The sequence below is a fragment of the Halovivax gelatinilyticus genome (assembly GCF_024300625.1).
GTDB classification, from domain to species: domain Archaea; phylum Halobacteriota; class Halobacteria; order Halobacteriales; family Natrialbaceae; genus Halovivax; species Halovivax gelatinilyticus.
In genome coordinates this window covers 1,793,890-1,811,385 of record NZ_CP101322.1, presented here as the reverse complement: position 1 = coordinate 1,811,385, position 17,496 = coordinate 1,793,890, and the positions used below count along the sequence as shown (strand labels likewise).

Genomic DNA, 17,496 nt, shown 5'->3' with positions numbered 1-17,496 from the left:
CTGCGCGGCCGAATCGGCCACGGTCGACCCTGAGCCAGAACGAACCCGGAGCGCGAACGAATCCGGGTTCACACCCGACGAGTCCGCACGAACCGGAAATCCGTGCGGCGGAACCAACGGTTATCCGCGAACCCACCCTGTGTGCGCGTAGGCAATGGGCGTTCGATCCGGGCTGAAACGGGAACTCTCGGCGCTGTGGGACGGCGGGACCGGCACCGCCCTGCTCGCAGTCGCGAGCGTCTGGGGCGTGCTCGTCGGCGCCCGGATGATCCTGCCCGTTCTCATCCCCTCGCTCCAGGAGACTTACGCGCTTTCGCTCCCGGTCGCGGGATTGCTCGTCTCCGTCCTGTGGCTGTTCGCCGCGCTCGGACAACTTCCCGGCGGCGTTCTCGCCGATCGCTACCCCGAGCGGACGCTCATGGCCGGCGGCGCGCTCGTCGTCGCCGTCGCCCTCGCGCTGGTGGTGACGGCGAGCACGCCGGCCGTTCTGTTTCTCGCGACCGCGCTTTGGGGCGTCGGCCACTCGATGTACCCGATCGCGCGGATCACCGTCCTCTCGAAACTCTACCAGGATCGGCTGGGAAGCGCCCTCGGCGTGACGATGGCGACGGGCGACGTCGGACAGACGATCTTGCCCCCGATCGCGACCGTCGTCGCCGGCGTCGTCGCCTGGCAGGCCGGCCTCGGGTTCGTCGTCCCGCTGCTGGTCGTCGGCGCGCTGGCCATCTACCTCGCGGTGCCGGCCCGGCCGACCGACGTCGACCACGAGCCGCTCACCCTCCGGGAGACCCTCGGCGTCTTTCGAGAGCTTCGCACGTCCGAGATCGGCACCATGGCGGTGATCCTGTTTCTGTTCATGTTTCTCTGGCAGTCGTTCACCGCCTTCTACCCCACCTACCTCGAGTCGATCAAGGGGCTGTCGCCGGCGGTCGCGAGCCTGCTGTTCGGGTTCTTCTTCGCCGTCGGCGTCGTCGTCAAACCGCTTGCCGGCGCCGCCTACGACCGATTCGGCATGCGCCGATCGCTCGTCGCCGTGTTGAGCCCGCCGACGGTCGGCCTGCTCGCGCTCCCGTTCGTCTCGGAGCTGTGGGCGCTCGTCGCCGTCACCGCGCTCGTCGCCACCATGCTCGGCTCCGGGGCGATCACCCAGTCGTTTCTGGCCGACTCGTTCACGGACGAGCGACAGGGCGCCGGCCTCGGCGTCGTCCGAACGGCGACGGCGACGCTCGGCGCAGCGGGACCGGTCGTCTTCGGCGTGATCGGCGAGTACGGCTTCTTCGATCAGGGCTACCTCGCGCTCGCGGTCATCATGGTCGTCGTCATCGGTCTGACGCTTCGGATGCCGCGGGCGTAAGCCACATGGTCGATGGTCGGCCACAGCACAACCAACCCGAATCACCGTTCCAGGCGCTATGGCCGCTATAGTGTCTGAATTTGGCCAGTACTTCTTTTATGGCGGATAGCCCAGGGTGAACTGGCGGGGCCGACACACCGACGTCAATGGCCAGACCCCTGCCATTTGAATTCGACTCGCCGGCCGGCGTGATCCCCCTTACTCGGCCGGCGCGTTCTAACGCACACAAGTAGCGACGATTGGAGATTGAACCGTCGACGCCTTATATCTCCGTAATGCGCTCGTACTCGTCTGAGAGCGCCGCGGCGTCTTCGGGCAGTAACGCGACGACGAGCGCGTCGACGTAGGCGCCGATGTACTCGACGAGTCGCGCGATTCGGTCGGCGTCGATCGCCTCGAGCGAGTCCAGCAGGACGAACGGAAGCGTTTCGTAGACGTCGTGGACCAGGTAGCCCGCCAGCGCGAACACCAGGCCGGTCACCTCGCGCTCGCTCTCGCTCAGGTTGTCGACCGTATCCTCGTAGGCGACGTCCGCGTCCGTCGAACGGACGATGTGGAGGTCGAACGTGCTCGCTTCGACCGTCCGACGGCCCTCACGTTTCTCCGTCGTCGTGCGTTCGATCCAGATCCGATCGAGGTTGTCGTACTCGAGGATGTCGAGTACCTCCTCCATGTGCTCGTTGAAGTGCGAGACGGCGTCGGCTTCGATCCGCTCGATCTCGGTCCGGCGCGAGTCGAGTTCGGCCGAGACGTCCTCGAGGCGGGATTCGAGCGTCGAACGCTCGCCCAGTCGCTCGTCGAGTGCGTCGATCTCCCGCTCGGTTTCGGCCAGCTCGTCTTCGAGCTGGTCGATGCGAAACTCCGCCTGGTTTAGCTCTCGGTGGCGATCGAGCATCTCGTCGTACTCGTCGACGACGTCGAGTTCCTCGACCTCGGCTTCGAGCGATCGGACGCGCTCGGTCAGTCGCTCGCGGTCGTCTACCAGCGACGCGACGGTCGCTTCGCGATCGTCGAGTTCGGCGTCGATCCGGTCGAGTCGCCGGCTGTCGTCTCGGATCGACTCTCGCTCCGATTCGAGTCGTCGTTTCTCCGCGGATACCTCGTCGATCTCCGCGTTCAGATCGCGACGGGTCGCCGACGTCTCGACGCGAAGCTCGCGCAACTCATCGAGCGTCGATTCGATGCGGTCCGTCTCGACCTCGCTCCCGCACGTCCAGCAGACCACCTCGTCGGCGACGAGGGCGTCCGTCGGGTCGTCCTCGTCGGACCGGAGCAGGGTCGCGACGGTTCCCTCGTCGCCCGAGAGCACCTCCTCGTTGAAGCGAACGATCCGCTGGACGTCGGTGACCAGCGACTCGACTTCGGCCTTTCGCTCGCGGAGCGCCTCGAGACGACCCTCGATCCGGGCCAGTTCCTCGGCGGGAACTGAGCCGTCCTCGTCCAGGCGCTCGCCCAGCGATTCTCGCTCCTCGCGCAGCGTTTCGATGCTCTCTCGCTGGGTTTCGATCTCGAAACGCACCGATTCGAGTTCCGAACGTACCTCGTTGAGTTCAGAAAGCGCCGACTCGAGTTCGTCCTTTTCCGAGCGAGTCTCCTCGACGTCTCGATCGTAGGATTCGAGGGAGCGTTCGCGTTCGTCGCGTTCGTCTCGGGCAGTCTCGAGGTCGGATTCGAGGCGCGTCCGCTCGGATTCGAGGCGCGTCCGCTCGCGCTCTAGTTCGTCGAGCTCGTCGAGTTCGTCGCGGATCGACGCCTTCCGCTCGCGCAATCGGTCGATCTCGGCGTGGATCGCCTCCGTGTCGACGGGGCGCATGATGAGTTCGCGCAGGTCACCGCCGCGCTCGACGGCCCGCCTCGCCTCGTTCGACTCGAGCAAGAACGCGAACAGGTCGGCCAGCGTCGGGTCGTCCAGGTACGGTTCGCCGCCGCTCGTGACGGTGGCGTTCGTCCGCTCTAAGGTCCGCGTGAAGGTTTCGTCACCGATCGAGAGTTCGACTCGCCCCGAGTCGGCGTCGCTCTTTAACGAGTACTCGTCGCTTCCGAGGACGGCCATCAGCGATCGGAGAAACGACGTACGGTTCGTCGCGTTCCGCCCGGTGAGGACCGTTATCCCGGGTGAAAACTCGACGCGAGTTTCGTCGATCCCGCCGACGTTCTCGACGTCGACTTCGACGCGGTCGGCGACGGGTGACTGCTGATCCATTGTAGCGCCTGTACTCACGGCGGGATAAAGATGATGGCGTTTTCGACTTCGTACCCGCGTCGCGGCGTCCGCAGCCGCTTACGGGACGATCACGTCTCCGTGCACGCACAGCCGCCCAGATCGAGTAACTCGTCCACCGTGTAGTCCGTCCCGCAGTCGTCACAGAAGACCCGAACGTCGACGAGGACGCTCGAATCGCCGACGGACAGCCTGTCGGATCCGGCCAGTCGTGAAATCGCGTCTTCGGTGACGACCTCCGTCCGACGCCGAAGGCGACGGATGCGATCGCGCTCGATCTCGCGTTGTCGTTCGGGGCTCCGTTCGTCCGGTTCGTACGCGACGTCCCGGTAGGTTCTGAGGTAGGTGTGGATCGCCTGGTGAGAGACGAACGCCGACTCGAGTTCGTCGACGTCGACACCCTCCCGTCGGAGTCGGCGCTTCGTCTCCGTTCGAACCCCGGCCGAGACGTCGTCGGTTAGCACGCGGTAGACGCTCTCGACGTCGCCGTCGATCGTCTCGACGCCGGCGTCTTCGAGCGCGGCCGAAAGCAATCGCCGGTTGAAGACGTCGGCGAGTTCGCGCAGGCTCGATCGCTCGTCGGCCGGCGCGGTCCAGCGCGCCGCGAGTTCCTCACCCAACCCCGAAAGTCCGTACGTCTCGATGAGTCGCCCGACCTTGCTGTCCGTCGGATCACCGGCCGACTCCCCACTGTCCATGCCTGGACGTGACGCGGCCGGGAAAAAAGCGTCTCGGCTCAGACGGGCGGCAATCGTCGCACAGACCACTGCGTGCAGGCGACCGCCACACTGAAAGCGGCTCCCGGAGAGGGATTCAACGAATGCGAACTCGGAACGAAGAACCTGACGCCGAATCCGTCGACACAGTCGGAACCGCACCGACGGTGACCCCGCCACCCGAACTGCGAGAACGCGCGGTGCTCGTCACCGGCGGGGCGGGCTTCATCGGCTCGAAGATCGCGGCGGCGCTCTCGCCGGTCGCCGACGTCACGGTCTACGACTCGTTCGAGTCGGGCGATCGCGAGGCGGTGCCCGACGGGGCGTCGGTCGTACGGGCGGACGTTCGCGACGAGGAGGCGCTCGAGTCGGCCGTCGCCGCGGCCGACGTGGTCTTTCACGAGGCGGCCGTCGTCAGCGTCGAGCGGTCGATCGAGACGCCCCGAGAGAGTCACGCGGTCAACGCGCAAGCTACACTCGCACTACTCGACGCGGCGCGACGCCACGATACGCGCGTCGTTATCGCCTCGTCGGCGGCGATCTACGGCCAGCCAGCGTCGGTGCCGATCGCCGAACCCGATCCGAAACGGCCGACGTCGCCCTACGGGCTCGAAAAGCTCGCCGCGGACCGCTACGCGACCCTCTATCACGACCTCTACGGCGTCGAGACCGTCGCGCTTCGCTACTTCAACGTCTACGGCCCCGGCCAGAGCGGGGGCGATTACGCGGGCGTCATCCGCGTCTTCGTCGAACAGGCGCTCTCGGGCGGTCCGATCACCGTCCACGGCGAGGGCGACCAGACCCGCGACTTCGTCGCCGTCGACGACGTCGTCCGGGCGAACCTCGCCGCCGCGACGACCGACCGCGTCGGACGGGCGTACAACGTCGCCACCGGCCGCTCGATCTCGATCGCCGAACTCGCCGAGATCATCCGCGAGGCCGCCGGATCGGACGCCGATATCGTCTACACCGACCCGCGTGCGGGCGATATCGAACGCTCCGAAGCCGACGTCTCGCGGGCCGTCGAGGAACTGGGTTTCGAAGCGACCGTCCCCATCGAGGAAGGCATCCGCGAGACCGTCGAGTGGTACCGCCGGCAATCGGCCGGCGAGTGAGTCGTTGTAGAACGCGTCGTTTATGGGCGTCCCCGGACGACTCCGTAGACGATGTGGCCGCTCGGACACCTCGCCGTCGCTTACCTCCTGTACGCCCTCGCGCGCCGAGTTCGCTCGCTGGGCCCGCCGCTCGTGCTGCCCGTCGTCGCGCTCGCGATCGGAAGCCAGTTTCCAGATCTTGTCGACAAGCCCCTCGCGTGGTACCTCGGTGCGCTCCCGACTGGCCGGACGCTCGCTCACTCGCTACTCGTCCTCGTTCCGGTCTCGATCGTCGTCTACGCGGCGACTCGACGCCTCGGCCGATCCGAACTCGGCGTCGCGTTCGCCATCGGCGCGCTCTCGCACGCCCTCGTCGACGCGCTACCCGCCCTCTGGGGAGCGGGCGAGGCGAGATTCCTGCTGTGGCCCGTGCTGTCGGTCGAACCCTACGAGACGGGGGTTCCCTCGATAGCTGAACTGTTCAGACAGTCGCTCGGCGATCCCTACTTCCTCTCCGAGTTCGTCCTGGCGGCGATCGCCCTCTACGTCTGGCGCGGCCACGGCTATCCCGGAACGGAGCCCGTCATCGCCCGGATACAGCGCACGTTCGGCCACCGGACGTGATCGACCCGTCTCGTGGCTCTCGCGTCCAGATGGAAGCCACAACACACATACATGGACGGAGAATACGGTCAGGTAATGCTCGGCCGGTTTCGGCGGCGACTCGGGGCGTACTACGAGCGCCTGCTCCAGCGCGAACTCGACGGGCCCGATCGAGCGCCCACGCACGTCGCCGTGATTCAGGACGGAAATCGGCGCTACGCGAGGCGCAAGGGCGAGGCCGCGACCGCCGGTCACCGCGCCGGAGCCGAGACCACCGAACGCGTCCTCGAGTGGTGTCAGGACGTCGGCGTCTCGGAACTCACCCTCTACGCGTTTTCGACCGAGAACTTCAACCGACCGCCCGACGAGCGAGCGGCGTTGTTCGACTTACTCTGTGAGAAACTCCGGGAGTTCGCCGACGCCGACCGCGTCCACGAGAACGACGTCTGCATTCGCGCGCTCGGCGACGTCGAGCGACTTCCAGAGCGCGTCCAGGAGGCCATCGAGTACGCCGAGTCGCGAACCGCGCAGTACGACCGGTTCGTGCTCAACGTCGCGTTGGCCTACGGCGGCCGAAACGAACTGCTCACCGCCGCCCGGAGCGTCGCCGGCGACGTCGAACGCGGCGACCTGGATCCGGACGACATCGACGTCGAAGCGATCGAGCGGCGACTCTACGAGCGGCCGGTCCGCGACGTCGACCTCATCATCCGCACCGGCGGCGACGAGCGCACCTCGAACTTCCTGCCATGGCACGCCAACGGCAACGAAGCCGCCGTCTACTTCTGTACGCCCCACTGGCCCGCCTTCTCCCGGGCCGACTTCCTGCGCGCGGTCAGGACGTACGAACACCGCGAGCGGTCCTGGCGTCGGACGCGCGCTCGCCGCGCGCTCGCGCTATTAAAGGCCGTCGGCGAACCCGAACTCGCGGAGGCGAGAGCGGTCTTCAGCCGGTTTCGAGATTCGCTTCCGAAGACCGAACGCGCGGGTGCGCTCGACGTCGCGCCGGAAGGAGTCGGCCCCAATCGCGTCGCGAACGATCACCGCGACGGACGAGACGCCGATCGGCCCGAGTGAGCGGCGCGAGTTAGCCGCGTCGTCGAACGGCGAACGATGCCCCGAATAGCACGGCGAACACTCCCGCGACGAGTCCGAACGCGGGGATCGCTTCGGTGCCGTCGTCACCGTCGTCACCGTCTTCGGGATCGGCGGGCTCGATCGTGTCGGCGTCGTCGCTGCTGTCGTCTTCAGCGTCGCCAGAGCCGGCATCGTCGGTTCGATCATCGTTCGATCCGTCCGCTCCAGTGGTGTCGTCACCGTCGTCACCATTCGCATCGTCCCCGCTTCCGTCGTCATCCGCATCGTCGCCGTCTCCGGGTTCATCGTCGTCTCCGCCGTCGTCCCCGTTTTCGGGCGGCGAATCGTCGCTCTCCTCGACCGTCACCCACGACCCGCCGCTCGCGCCGAGCACTTCGGGTTCGCCCATGACGGTGTCGGTGCCGACGGCGGCCGCGTAGATCTGGTAACTGCCGGGTTCGAGTCCGTCGACGGTCGCCTCGTAGGTGTACTCGCCGACCGACTCGGCGGTGAGCCGTTCGTGAGAGTCGCCGTTCCAGACGACCACCTCGACGGCGGGGGGATCACCCGAGGCAGCCGTTGGCGTCGCGTCGACGGTCAGGTCTAGCGGTTCGTCTGGCGGGTGGCTACTCGGCGCGTTCAGGTCGACGGCGTATCCCTCGACGACGAGGGGTTTGACGACCTGTACGTCGCCGCCGGACTGTAGCGTCAGCGCGTAGGTTCCGGGCTCGACGCCGTCTGTGGGGACTGTCACGGTATCCGGCCCGCCACCGGTGATCGAATCGATCTCGATCTGCTCGTTATCGTTGTAGATATCGAGCACCCACGACGAGCCATCCGGAACGTCGATCGTGGCCGAGAACGATGCGTCGGGGTCGGCCGTCGCGATCGACGTGATCGTGTACGTGTCGCCGTGTATAGTCACGGTCTGCGTGGGCGTATCGGTCGACTGGCTGGTCGAGAGGCCGTACGAATCGGTCGCGATCGTGCCGACGGCCAGGAGACCGACGGCGAGACCGACCGCGACGAGGACGAGGAGGGCAGGGCGAGCGTTGGGCATGGTGGTGTATCGACGGCGGGCAGGACCCGACGGCGGTCTGAATTTGGTGAGAGTGTCGCCGAATGAACCGTAATTCTTTCGGTCGAATACATTCGACAGCCCGCTGGGCCAGACTTCGATCGATCGCGATCGGCGCAGTTCTTCCCTCGCGCCGACACGGAGGATTCATCACACGGCGGGACGGTGTTGAGTGAACCCTCAGCGAGCAGACGGTATCCGGCCGGCCGGGAAAATATCAACGACGGACTATAAACATAATGGGTAACCTATAACTCCAGTCGATAACATTGTAGTTCCATGCTGCGAATTCCGGCAATCGTGATCGTCGCAGCCCTGCTGGTTATCTCGCCGATGGCCGGCGTGGCAGCCAGCGCGGGCACGACGACATCCGCCGATTTGACCCCCTCAGTCAGTATCGATACACAACAAGAGAGTGAGTTTGACGACACCTACACGGTAAACGACAACCTCTCCGTCTGGGAGCCTATGCCCCTGACTCTACGGGCAGACACTACTACTGCCGCATGGGAAATTGAGAATCAGCACCTATTCGTCAACACGTGGGAAGACTATACAACCCCAGCAGAATACGACAATATCGGTGTTTACAACGCTACTGAAGAAGTGTCACTCGATTTCGGAAGCGGCTATGCTGATTTTTCCGAGATTGAAGAATCTGATTTAGTGGTAATCGCTGGACAGCTCGATTCTGACTCCGAAAGCGCCCAGTCTCTACTCGACTTCCCGATGGACATCGGGGCACTTCAGGACAAGCTCGACGAAGACGGCCTAGAGAATCTGAACGAAAACGTCACGTTCGAAGAAATTGATTCGATCAACGAATTCGATGGCGAGGATACCACGATAAACTTCACTCCCGAAGAATACGAGGAATTCGGTGACGGTGCCGGTCAGTACGTCGTCATGGTCACCGTGACCGAGGATGGAACCGGCTTCTCCGCATCTGATGGCGACCTCGCCGTCAACGGTCACTCCGCCCTCGTCGGCGCCGACGGCCTGCTCGTCCAGTCCGAATCCTCCGAGGTGAGCGTCGAAGACATCGAACCCGGCGACACCGCCTCCTTCGACGTCGGAACCACCTTCGACGGCGAGGTCCACCACGGCGTCGCGCTCTACCACAAGGAAACGTTCGAAAACAGCGAAACCATCATCAACGTCACCGAAGCCCCGAGTACGGACTTCAGCTCCGAGGACGTCATCTTCGAGCCCGAGATCGGCGAGGTGTACGGCGTCGCCGACCTCGACGAGGACGCGCCACTGATCGGCTCGGCGATCGAACCGACGAGCGTCTCCGGCACCTACGCGGTGACCGACGTCCTCTCGTTCGTCGCCGGCGAGTTCGATCAGGACGAACCGACCGTCGACCCCGGTGACGAGAGCCTCGACGCCTCCGTCACCACCCTCAGCGCCGACGGCGACGCCACCGTCGACATCGAAACGCTCGAAGACTGGGCCGAGGGCGAGTACCAGTGGGTCCACGTCGCCGCCACCGAAGACGGCGAACAGATCGCGACGAGTGAAGGGACGATCGAGATCGAAGAAGACTCGCCGGGAGTCATCCCGCCACCGCCGCCGGACCCGCCTGAAGCCTCCTTCGAGATCGTCAAGACCGGCGCCTCCGCGACCGAACTCGGCGCCGACGAGTCGGTCGAACTCACGGCGACCGTCCAGAACACCGGCGACGCCTCCGGCACGACGACGCTCGAGTTCACCCGCGACGGCGAGGTCATCCACACCGAGACCGTCTCGCTCGACGCCGGCGAAGACAAGAGCGTCACCGTCTCCGACGCGCCCGGCGCGGGCACCTACGACTACGCGGTCAACGGCGAATCGATCGCCACCGTCACCTTCGAAGACGACACCGAGCCACCGGAACCCGAACCCGCGAAGTTCGTCACCGGTAACGCCTTCGTGAGCGACACCGAGGTCGAGACCGGCGAATCGATCGACGTGACGGCGACGATCGTCAACGAGGGCGGCGAGGCCGGCACTCACACCGCCGAACTGTTCGTCGACGGTGAGGCCGTCGACTCGACGACTATCAGCCTCGGACCCGGCGAAGAGGAAACGGTCTCGTTCACCCACACGTTCGACGACGAAGGCGAGTACGAGATCGCCATCAACGACGCCACCATCGGAACCGTCACCGTCGAAGACGACGACGGAATCCCCGGCTTCGGACCCGTCGCCGCACTGCTCGCCATCTCGCTAACGCTGCTCGTCGCCCGCCGGCGTCTCGACTAACCGGCGCTGATTCTTCCCGAGACCCCAGGAGCCGCGGTCGACGACGGCGCGGCCGAGCCGCCGATGGCAAACATTCATAGCGTCGTACTACCCATCACCGTCAACTCCCCGATGACCCGACAGGCATCATCCGCCCGCTCGAACCCCCGCGACGACCCGGCCGACGACGCCCTCGTCCGCGCCGACGGCGTCGGAAAGCGGTATCGACGATCGGCTGGTTCCCGCCTGTCGCGACTCCGATCGGGTACCGCGGCCGAAGCGCCGATCGTCGCCGCCGTCGACGACGTCTCGCTGACGATCCGTCGGGGCGAAATCGTCGGAATCGCCGGCCCGAGCGGGAGCGGAAAGTCGACGCTGCTTTCGATGCTTGCCGGGCTCACCCGGCCGGACGACGGATCCGTCACGGCCGTAGGAACCGACCTCGCGACCTGTAGCTCGCGAGAACTCACCCGGCACCGGCTCCGACACGTCGGCTTCGTCTTCCAGGACTTCCGTCTGTTCGAGTCGTTTTCCGCCCGAACGAACGTCGCGTTGCCGCTGGTCGAACTCGGCGTTCGCACGGATCGGCGACGCGAGCGAGCGACGAACCTGCTCGAGTCGGTCGGGCTGGGAGATCGAATCGACCACCGACCGGCCCAGCTCTCCGGCGGCGAGCGCCAGCGCGTCGCCATCGCCCGCGCGCTCGTCACCGAACCCGCGCTGCTCATCGCCGACGAACCGACCGGCGAACTCGACGCCGAGACCGGCGCCGACGTGCTGGCGATTCTACGGGAACACGCCACGGACCGCGGGGTCGTCCTCGCGACCCACGACGAATCGATCCTCGAGTCGGTCGATCGGGTCGTCCGGCTCCGGGACGGCCGGCGAGTCGACCGCGACCGAGCCGACGCGATTCGAACCGCATGAGCGACGACGCGTCCGATCGTCCGTCGAAATCGAGGGGACGATTGGCCACGTGGACCCGGCGGCGGATCGGCTGGTGGCGACTTGGCGCCCGGCGAACCTGGACGAGACTCCGGCAGACGGCACCGCGGCGCACTCTCGCGGCCATCGGGGGCGTCGCGATCGCCGTCTCGCTCTTGCTCGTCGTCTCCGCGCTCTCGCTCGGAATGGTCGGCCCCGCGACCGGGATCGGCGGCGAGGAGTACTGGGTGAGCCCTGAAGACGACGCCAGCTCGCCGCTCGTGGCGACCGACGGACCCCAGTTCGGCTCGGTGACCGAGGGCGCTGACCGACTCAGATCGGTAGACGGCGTCGACGCGGTCACGCCGGTTCGCACCGACGTGGTTCGGACCGATCGCGGCGAGTTCGTCGTCGCGGTCGGGCTCGATCCGTCGGCCGGAATCGACCTCTACGGGATCGATCCGTCGCCGCTCGCGTCCGCACCGGACGGAGTGGTGGTGAGCGACGGAGCCGCCTCGCGTCTCGACGTCCGCGCCGGCGAGACCGTCTCGATCGGTGAGCGCGACCGCACGGTCGCCGACGTCGGCGGCGCGGACGGCCTGGCCAGCGCCAGCCCGCTCGTCGTGTTCGAACTGAGCCAGTTACAGGACCTCCTCGACGCCGACGACACGGCGGACCAGTTCGTCGTTCGGGGCTCCGGCGTCGATACGGACGAACTCGAGGCCGTCTACCCGGAGAGCGAGGTCAGTTCCAGCGACGAACTCGCGATGGGGAGACTCGGCGAGGCCGACCTGCCGCTCGCGCTCTCCGTGGCCGCCCTCGTGGTATCGATCCTCGTCGGGACGATCTTCGTCTCCGTCACGACCGCGATGGACGTCCTCGCCGATCGGCGAGAACTCGGAACGCTCGCCGCGATCGGCGTTCCGCGGCGACGACGGCGAGGCCTGTTCGTCGTTCAGGCGCTGGCTCTTGCGACGGTCGGCGGGCTCGTCGGGACCGCTATCGGCGTCGCTACCATCCGCGGTGGAAACGCGCTCACACGGACGGTGACGGGCTTCGAAGCCCCGCTCGCGTTCCACCCGCTCTTTCTCGGCTACGGGTTGGTCGTCGCGTGGGTGATCGCGTGCTGTTCGCTGCCGAGCGTCGCGATCGCGATACGACAGCTAGAGACGGGCGGTGATCTCCGTGGCTGACCGACGGCCGCGAAGGGACGGCAGATCGCGAGACGAAGCGGGCCGGCTTCGATCACTGCCCAGACGCCTCCGGGCGATCGTCGGTCTCGCCTGGGGCGACCTCACCTACGCCAGCGGTCGCTCGCTCCTCGCCGTGTTCGGCGTGGCGCTGGCCGTGCTCACGTTGGTCCTGCTCGGCGGCGCGAGCGCCGGCGTCCTCGATACTGGCGCCCAGCAGTTCGAACAGGCCGACCGCGACCTCTGGCTCACGGGTGAGGCGATCGGCCTGACGGTCGCCGGCGGCGGTGGATTCGAGGCGACGGTGCACGACTCACACGACCTCGCCGCCGAAATCGAAGCGCGCGACGACGTCTCGACGGCGGCCCCGATGGCGTTTCAGACGCTCTACGTCGGGACGGAGTCTGACGAGCTAGAGACCGTCGTCGCGACCGGCGTCCCCGGCGGCGGGAGTGCAATCTCCATCGCCGACGGCGAGGGCTTTTCGGGACCGGATACCCACTACGCCGACGGCGCCTACGACGGGCCGCTCTCGGGTCAACTGCTCGTCGACGAGGCGACCGCCGACCGGTTCGACCTCGAAGTCGGCGACGACGTCTACCTCGGCGGCTCGCTCTCGACCGCCCGCCAGACCCGCTACGAAGTCGTCGGCACCTCCGAAACGTTCAGTTCGTTTCTCGGAACCGCGACGGTGACGCTCCGAACGAGCGAACTCCAGACCCTCTCGGGGACCGCCGGCACCGACGCCGCGACGATGATCGCCATCACCGTCGACGACGACGCGGACGTTGCGGCCGTCCGCGAAGACCTCCAGGCCGCCCATCCCGAGTACGCGATCCGGACGAACGAAGAGCAGCTAGAGGCGGTCATCGGCCACCAGACCGCCATCTTCGTCGGCGCCGGACTGCTCGCCGGCGTCGCCGTCCTCACCGGCGCCGCGCTGACCGCGACGCTTCTCTCCCTGCACGTCTACCTGCGCCGCGAGACGTTCCGAACGCTCGGCGCCATCGGTATCTCGCGACGGACGATCGCCGGCATGGTGATGGTCCAGGGCGGCCTCATCGGGCTGGGCGGCTGGCTGATCGGCATCGCCCTGGCCTACCCCGCGGCGTCGGGGCTCAACGCCCTGGTCGCCCGGATCGTCGGCTACGAGGGACTCGTTACCGTGCCGTCGATCGCCATCTCGGCCTCGGGAGTCATCGCCCTCGGACTCGGGACGCTCGCCGCGACGATCGCCGTCTGGCGACTCCCCGACCCGGCCTCGTCGACGCAGGGTGGCTGACCTGCACACGGACAGCACCGAGAGCGATCTCGCTCTCTGATCCGTCGAATAGTCAGGTCAGAACCCGTACCGGTCGTCGAGCAACACGAGCTCTGTTCGGTCGTCGACTGTCTCGCGCTCGATGCTAACTAGCTTCCCGACGGTGCTGCCCTGGCCGTATACCTCTTCAGCCCGGGCGTCCTCTAGTGGCAGGGCGTACTCCCTGACGCGCTCGACGGCGGCCGCCCAGCTGGGTTCGATCTTGTTCGTACTGCCGACGAGAATGAGTCGCTTCGCTCCGAAGGGCCACGCGCCGACGCCGTTGCCGAGCGCGTTCGCACCGATCAGTTCGCCGCTCTCGGCGATCGCGTTCACGCTGTCGAACAACAGGTCTACCGTCATCGCGTTTCGCCGCGCCTCGAAGCGCTCGTCATCGTCGTCGATCTCGGCGATCCGGTTGCCGACGTACTCGAACCCGTCTTCGGCCTCTAACACGTCGACGAACCCGATCTCCTTCAGCGTCGTCGAGTGACCGTTGTTCACCGTCTCGGCTCCCGAAAGCTGCGCTTCGAGGTGTTCGACCGCCGCGTCTGGCTCGTCGAACACGCTGACTGCGATATTGCGATCTTCGACGTTCGAGATCACCCGCTCTACGGTCTCGTCATCTGGTACCTGGTCGAATGTCTCCGCCTCGATATCGAGGGCGTCGTCGAAATCGTCCTTCGTGAAGTACTCGTCCGGCATACGCCGACGCACACCGCACAGTGGGATAAAACGGGCCGGGGACCCAAGAGGCTCCCCACGGCGGGCCCGTTGGCGAACGTGCCGACCGACGGCACCCGGGAGAATCACCGATCGAGGACGAACGACCCTAGCGCGAACACGACGAGCGCGCCACCCAGCGCCGCGCCGGCACCGACGAGCAGATTCGGCTCCTCGAGCGCAAAGCCAGCGGCGAGCATCAGGATCGACCCGCTCTCCAGGCCGAACCCGAGCACGCCGAGTTGCGTACTTCCCGTTGCCCGATCGACGACGTCGGAAAACGCCACGTCGTCGGCCGCCTCGTTCTGGATGGCAGAGAGCTGGAGGAACCACGGCATGAACAAGAACGCACCTACACCCGCAATGATACCCGCGACCGCCCCGTAAACGGCGTCTTCCAGCGCGAGCTCGCCGACGGCGGTGAATACGACGACGTACATGACAGCCGACCCCCAGCCGATGACCGTCAGCATCGTCTCGCTCATCTCACCCGCTTCGTTCGACAGACTATCGGTCGTTGACATACCCACCGATGGCTATCGCTCCTCAATCAAGCCATCGGTTTTGGCGAGAGAAATTCACGCACGAAAGCGCTCAGCCGTCGGGTCGATCGGTACGAGACGAATCGAAGAAGAACGCGTTCCTCGGCATCAATCGGCCGACAATCGACGGGACCCCGTAGCTATACGAGTATTGTATGCCAATACATAGCATAAACATGAATTCGCCCACAGACGATATCGAGTTTCTGGTCAGTTCGGCCCACCGGATCGGCGTACTCGAAGCGCTAGCCGACGGTCCGCGCGATCGGACCGACCTCCGCGCCGAAACGGGCGCATCCGCGCCGACCATGGGCCGAATCCTCGCTGACTTTCAGGATCGCCACTGGATCGAACGAGACGGAACGACCTACCGAATTACCGACCTGGGGGCGTACGTCGCCGATCAATTTGGGCAGTTTCAGCGCGCGATGGCCTACCAGCGGCGACTCCGCGAGGTATGGCCGTGGCTCCCGCACGATATCGACGGATTTAGCGTCGAATTATTCACCGACGTGGTGGTTTCTCACCCCGGACCCGGCTATCCGTTCACGCCCATCGAACGGCTCACCGAGTGTCTCGAAGCGACGAGAACGATGTCCGGATTCGGTATGGCGCTTCTCAAATCGGGAAATTTAACCGAGTTCTTCGATCAGATCCGAACCGGTCTGGAGTGTGAGTACATCTACCCGCCCACCGTGTTAGACGATCTACTCTCGTGGGACGAAGAGACGGTCGTAGAGACGGTGACACAACCAAACTACACCGTCTTCGTACACGACGACCTCCCGCTCGACGACCGGTGTGGCATCTGCCTGTTCGACGATCGCGTCAGTCTCTGCTGTTACGACCCGAACACGGGTGCCTTACAGGCGCTCGTCGACACCGAAAGCGACGACCTTCGGGCGTGGGCGCGGTCGCACTACGAACAGCTCCGAAACGAGGCCAGAACGATCGACGACGAAACCGACCTTCAATCGGTCGAACCGTTTCACTGATCCATCTCCGACCCCAGACGCCCGACCGGGCTTTCACGGCGTGAAATATTTCACTAGACATTTATACGTTCACTCCCAGCGGAGTCGGTTCCGTGGTGAATCAGCATGACCGATCACGCGCGTCGTCCGACCGGCTGGCAACTCGAACAGAACGCCTCCGAAGCCTACGAGCGGTACCTGGTACCACCGATGTTCGCGCCGTGGGCCGACCAACTCGTCGAAACCAGCGGTATCAGTGACGGAGACCGGGTCCTGGACGTCGGCTGTGGAACCGGTATCGTCGCCCGCCGGGCCGCACCCCGTGTCGGGACGAGTGGACGCGTCGTCGGACTCGACGTCAACGACGGCATGCTCGCAGTCGCGGAAGAAACCGCGACCGACAGCCAACCACAGATCGAGTGGCGACGGGGCGACGCGACCGACCTCCCGCTTCCCGACGAAGAGTTCGACGCCGTCTGTGCGCAGCAATCGATTCAGTTCGTCGACGACCCGACCGCTGCCGTCGAAGAAATCAGGCGAGTGCTCACTCCAACCGGAATTCTGACACTCAGCGTCTGGCGGCCCCTCGAGTACCACCCCGCGTACGCGGTGCTAGCCGAGGCCTTAGAGCGACACGTCGGCGACGAAGCCGGGACGATGATGCGCTCTCCGTTCCCCGACTGGAACGCAACCGACGTGCGAACCCTCGTTCTGGATGCGGGATTCGACGACGTATCGATCACCGTCGAGATCGGCTCCATCCGCTATCCGTCCGTCGAGGCGTTCGTTCGACGCGAAGCGGCGAGCTCCCCGCTTTCCGAACCGATCGCGGCCGTCGACCGAGCCACCCGAGACGACCTCCTCCGAGACGTCGAAGACGAGATGAGACAGTACGTCGACGACGACGGAATCGTCTCGCCGATGGAATCCTACGTCGTCACCGCAACCCGATAGTCGTCGGGAACGTCGTTCGGAAGACGCACCGCGAACTACCGCCAGTGCGTGTACGTGACTCGAACGCACTCGCCCGCTCGTCGGCGGTTGGCCTGGCCGCCGGTGGCTACCACGGCGACCCTAGCAGGACTGCAACACCCGGCGATCCATACGTACACATATCGGAGAAGTAACGCTCTTCGCGCAACGGGCCGGGTTTGAACCGGACTCAGACGTACTCGCTTCGCTGCGCGCGACTGATAGGATTCAAATCCTCATCTGGCTTCTGCTCCTCACCTTCGATCGGCGCAAGAAGCCAAGGGCCGGATTTGAACCGCGCAAACTCGCTTCGATCGTTCGCTGGGCTCAAATCGACGTCTTGCTCTCGCTCGCGACGATTCGTCGCTCGCAGAAGAGCCAAGGGCCGGATTTGAACCGGCGGGGGTTCCGCTCTGCAGGCGGATGCGTTCGGCCGGACTCTGCCACCTTGGCGCACTCTATGCTATCCGCCTTGATCGCTTAAGCCCATCGGATCAACCGG

At 65.7% G+C, this 17,496-nt stretch carries 15 protein-coding genes and 1 tRNA gene; 10 read left to right on the top strand and 6 right to left on the bottom strand.

Going from position 1 to position 17,496, the window contains the following annotated elements; genetic code table 11:
• Nucleotides 1-154: 154 nt before the first annotated feature.
• Nucleotides 155-1,354, top strand: coding sequence for an MFS transporter (locus NKH31_RS08620; RefSeq protein WP_254864734.1), 1,200 nt, complete (start codon nucleotides 155-157; stop codon nucleotides 1,352-1,354).
• A gap of 262 nt (nucleotides 1,355-1,616) precedes the next feature.
• Here NKH31_RS08620 and NKH31_RS08615 read toward each other — a convergent pair whose 3' ends face one another.
• Together NKH31_RS08615 and rdfA are read right to left on the bottom strand one after the other, a co-directional pair.
• Complete coding sequence (locus NKH31_RS08615; RefSeq protein ID WP_254864733.1) at nucleotides 1,617-3,557, bottom strand: archaea-specific SMC-related protein; 1,941 nt, start codon at nucleotides 3,555-3,557, stop codon at nucleotides 1,617-1,619.
• A gap of 89 nt (nucleotides 3,558-3,646) precedes the next feature.
• Nucleotides 3,647-4,273, bottom strand: coding sequence for a rod-determining factor RdfA (gene rdfA / locus NKH31_RS08610; RefSeq protein WP_254864732.1), 627 nt, complete (start codon nucleotides 4,271-4,273; stop codon nucleotides 3,647-3,649).
• A gap of 122 nt (nucleotides 4,274-4,395) precedes the next feature.
• On the opposite strand from rdfA, the gene NKH31_RS08605 reads away from it, so the two are divergent.
• The 3 genes from NKH31_RS08605 (at nucleotide 4,396) to uppS (ending at nucleotide 7,065) form a co-directional block, all read left to right on the top strand.
• Nucleotides 4,396-5,406, top strand: a complete 1,011-nt coding sequence (locus tag NKH31_RS08605; protein WP_254864731.1) for an NAD-dependent epimerase/dehydratase family protein — start codon at nucleotides 4,396-4,398, stop codon at nucleotides 5,404-5,406.
• A 51-nt stretch (nucleotides 5,407-5,457) separates the two neighbouring features.
• Nucleotides 5,458-6,009 (top strand): metal-dependent hydrolase, encoded by a 552-nt coding sequence (locus tag NKH31_RS08600; protein WP_254864730.1) that lies wholly within the window; start codon nucleotides 5,458-5,460, stop codon nucleotides 6,007-6,009.
• 75 nt (nucleotides 6,010-6,084) lie between these two features.
• Entirely contained in the window at nucleotides 6,085-7,065 is a 981-nt protein-coding gene (gene uppS / locus NKH31_RS08595; protein ID WP_254864729.1) for a polyprenyl diphosphate synthase, read from the top strand.
• Nucleotides 7,066-7,075: 10 nt separating this feature from the next.
• On the opposite strand, the gene NKH31_RS08590 is transcribed toward uppS, so the two are convergent.
• Nucleotides 7,076-8,125, bottom strand: coding sequence for a hypothetical protein (locus tag NKH31_RS08590; protein ID WP_254864728.1), 1,050 nt, complete (start codon nucleotides 8,123-8,125; stop codon nucleotides 7,076-7,078).
• A 684-nt stretch (nucleotides 8,126-8,809) separates the two neighbouring features.
• Here NKH31_RS08590 and NKH31_RS08585 point away from each other — a divergent pair.
• The 4 genes from NKH31_RS08585 to NKH31_RS08570 all read left to right on the top strand — a co-directional run bounded on the left by NKH31_RS08585 (nucleotide 8,810) and on the right by NKH31_RS08570 (nucleotide 13,765).
• Nucleotides 8,810-10,390: a CARDB domain-containing protein gene (locus tag NKH31_RS08585; RefSeq protein ID WP_254864727.1), complete on the top strand. Its 1,581-nt coding sequence runs from the start codon at nucleotides 8,810-8,812 to the stop codon at nucleotides 10,388-10,390.
• A gap of 111 nt (nucleotides 10,391-10,501) precedes the next feature.
• On the top strand, nucleotides 10,502-11,296 hold the full coding sequence (locus tag NKH31_RS08580) for an ABC transporter ATP-binding protein (RefSeq protein ID WP_254864725.1): 795 nt from the start codon (nucleotides 10,502-10,504) through the stop codon (nucleotides 11,294-11,296).
• Nucleotides 11,293-12,486 (top strand): ABC transporter permease, encoded by a 1,194-nt coding sequence (locus tag NKH31_RS08575; RefSeq protein WP_254864724.1) that lies wholly within the window; start codon nucleotides 11,293-11,295, stop codon nucleotides 12,484-12,486. Before NKH31_RS08580 ends, NKH31_RS08575 begins: the two co-directional genes overlap by 4 nt.
• Nucleotides 12,479-13,765, top strand: coding sequence for an ABC transporter permease (locus NKH31_RS08570; RefSeq protein ID WP_254864723.1), 1,287 nt, complete (start codon nucleotides 12,479-12,481; stop codon nucleotides 13,763-13,765). The genes NKH31_RS08575 and NKH31_RS08570 overlap by 8 nt, the downstream gene beginning before the upstream one ends.
• Nucleotides 13,766-13,822: 57 nt before the next feature.
• On the opposite strand, the gene NKH31_RS08565 is transcribed toward NKH31_RS08570, so the two are convergent.
• Nucleotides 13,823-14,488 carry an LUD domain-containing protein gene (locus NKH31_RS08565; protein WP_254864722.1) on the bottom strand — a complete coding sequence of 222 codons (666 nt, stop codon included), beginning with the start codon at nucleotides 14,486-14,488 and terminating at the stop codon, nucleotides 13,823-13,825.
• Nucleotides 14,489-14,592: 104 nt separating this feature from the next.
• On the bottom strand, nucleotides 14,593-15,030 hold the full coding sequence (locus NKH31_RS08560) for a hypothetical protein (RefSeq protein ID WP_254864721.1): 438 nt from the start codon (nucleotides 15,028-15,030) through the stop codon (nucleotides 14,593-14,595).
• 194 nt (nucleotides 15,031-15,224) lie between these two features.
• Here NKH31_RS08560 and NKH31_RS08555 point away from each other — a divergent pair, with 194 nt between their 5' ends.
• Both NKH31_RS08555 and NKH31_RS08550 read left to right on the top strand, forming a co-directional pair.
• Entirely contained in the window at nucleotides 15,225-16,043 is an 819-nt protein-coding gene (locus tag NKH31_RS08555; RefSeq protein ID WP_254864720.1) for a helix-turn-helix transcriptional regulator, read from the top strand.
• Between the two features lie 105 nt (nucleotides 16,044-16,148).
• Complete coding sequence (locus NKH31_RS08550; protein ID WP_254864719.1) at nucleotides 16,149-16,976, top strand: class I SAM-dependent methyltransferase; 828 nt, start codon at nucleotides 16,149-16,151, stop codon at nucleotides 16,974-16,976.
• A 394-nt stretch (nucleotides 16,977-17,370) separates the two neighbouring features.
• Here the strand turns inward: NKH31_RS08550 and NKH31_RS08545 are convergent.
• Nucleotides 17,371-17,447, bottom strand: a tRNA-Cys gene (locus NKH31_RS08545).
• Nucleotides 17,448-17,496: the final 49 nt, after the last annotated feature.

What these genes read in the sequence shown, in the direction of transcription:
- NKH31_RS08620 (WP_254864734.1), top strand. Translation starts at nt 155, where the DNA reads ATGGGCGTTCGATCCGGGCTGAAACGGGAACTCTCGGCGCTGTGGGAC.
- NKH31_RS08615 (WP_254864733.1), bottom strand. Translation starts at nt 3,557, where the DNA reads ATGGATCAGCAGTCACCCGTCGCCGACCGCGTCGAAGTCGACGTCGAG.
- rdfA (WP_254864732.1), bottom strand. Translation starts at nt 4,273, where the DNA reads ATGGACAGTGGGGAGTCGGCCGGTGATCCGACGGACAGCAAGGTCGGG.
- NKH31_RS08605 (WP_254864731.1), top strand. Translation starts at nt 4,396, where the DNA reads ATGCGAACTCGGAACGAAGAACCTGACGCCGAATCCGTCGACACAGTC.
- NKH31_RS08600 (WP_254864730.1), top strand. Translation starts at nt 5,458, where the DNA reads ATGTGGCCGCTCGGACACCTCGCCGTCGCTTACCTCCTGTACGCCCTC.
- uppS (WP_254864729.1), top strand. Translation starts at nt 6,085, where the DNA reads ATGCTCGGCCGGTTTCGGCGGCGACTCGGGGCGTACTACGAGCGCCTG.
- NKH31_RS08590 (WP_254864728.1), bottom strand. Translation starts at nt 8,125, where the DNA reads ATGCCCAACGCTCGCCCTGCCCTCCTCGTCCTCGTCGCGGTCGGTCTC.
- NKH31_RS08580 (WP_254864725.1), top strand. Translation starts at nt 10,502, where the DNA reads ATGACCCGACAGGCATCATCCGCCCGCTCGAACCCCCGCGACGACCCG.
- NKH31_RS08575 (WP_254864724.1), top strand. Translation starts at nt 11,293, where the DNA reads ATGAGCGACGACGCGTCCGATCGTCCGTCGAAATCGAGGGGACGATTG.
- NKH31_RS08565 (WP_254864722.1), bottom strand. Translation starts at nt 14,488, where the DNA reads ATGCCGGACGAGTACTTCACGAAGGACGATTTCGACGACGCCCTCGAT.
- NKH31_RS08560 (WP_254864721.1), bottom strand. Translation starts at nt 15,030, where the DNA reads ATGTCAACGACCGATAGTCTGTCGAACGAAGCGGGTGAGATGAGCGAG.
- NKH31_RS08555 (WP_254864720.1), top strand. Translation starts at nt 15,225, where the DNA reads ATGAATTCGCCCACAGACGATATCGAGTTTCTGGTCAGTTCGGCCCAC.
- NKH31_RS08550 (WP_254864719.1), top strand. Translation starts at nt 16,149, where the DNA reads ATGACCGATCACGCGCGTCGTCCGACCGGCTGGCAACTCGAACAGAAC.